The organism is Pseudomonas sp. NMI542_15 (assembly GCF_021283425.1).
GTDB classification, from domain to species: Bacteria; Pseudomonadota; Gammaproteobacteria; order Pseudomonadales; family Pseudomonadaceae; genus Aquipseudomonas; species Aquipseudomonas fortuita.
This window is the reverse complement of the sequence record NZ_JAJSRO010000066.1, coordinates 1-1,147: the sequence shown is the minus strand read 5'-3', so window position 1 is coordinate 1,147 and position 1,147 is coordinate 1. Positions and strand designations below refer to the sequence as shown.

At 60.3% G+C, this 1,147-nt stretch carries 1 protein-coding gene; it reads left to right on the top strand.

Translation table 11 applies throughout. The features are described 5' to 3' along the window. Nucleotides 1–1,147 (top strand): immunoglobulin-like domain-containing protein (locus tag LU684_RS30425; protein ID WP_332880196.1); only part of this gene is annotated, 1,147 nt, incomplete at both ends.

Genomic DNA, 1,147 nt, shown 5'->3' with positions numbered 1-1,147 from the left:
CCTTCGTCACTGCACCGAACGACCTGTATGCCGGTGGCCAGCCTGCGATCACCAAGTCGATCACCGACATTTCGGTCTCGGGTGACACCAAGTTCGAGAACCTGGTGACCGACAAGACCCCGGTCACCACTACCGTCAGCGACGAGCCGAACGGCAGCGACAACCTGGTTAAGGTCAGCATCACTCCGGTCACCGAGTCGGTGAACGAAGCCACTGCACCAACCTTTAACGTCACCCTGAACCAAGCGCTGGACAAGGCGCTCACCGTTGTCCTGAGTACTGGCGAAACCGTGGTGTTCGCTGCTGGCGAGACCACCAAGACCATTTCGGCGCCTGCCCAGGGCGATGACGTGTTCATCGACAAGGGCCAGATCACCGTCAGCATCGACAAGGCCACCGTTACCGGTGCGCCGCTGGAGAACCTGCAGATCGGTACCCCGGCGACCGTTCAGGTCACCGACACCATCAGCAAAGTCACCGCCGTCCTGTCGGTGGATAACACCGCAGTGGTGGAAGGCGGCAAGATCACCTACACCGTGACCCTGATCAGTGAAGACACCAAGCTGCCAGTGACTGGCCACGGAGGTGTGACCGTTACCTTGACCGGTGGCACTCAGGTCACCATCAACCCAGGCTCGGCCACCGGCACCGTGGAAATCACCGCGCCGAACGACCTGTACGCGGGCGGCCAGGACGCAATTACCAAGTCGATCACCGGTATCGAAGTCACCGGCGACACCAAGTTCGAAAACCTGGTGACCGATAAGACGCCAGTGACCACTACTGTCAGCGACGAGCCGAACGGCAACGACAACCTGGTCAAGGTCAGCATCACTCCGGTCACCGAGTCGGTGAACGAAGCCACTGCACCAACCTTCAAGGTGACCCTGAACCAGGCCATCGATAAACCGCTGACCGTGCTGCTGAGCACCGGTGAAACCGTGGTGTTCGCTGCTGGCGAGACCACCAAGACCATCTCGGCGCCGGCCCAAGGCGATGACGTCTTTGTTGATAAAGGCACCATCACCGTTAGCATCGACAAGGCCACCGTTACCGGTGCTCCGCTGGAGAACCTGCAGATCGGCGACCCGGCCACTGTCAACGTGACCGACACCATCAGCAAAGTCACCGCTGTCCTGTCGGTGGA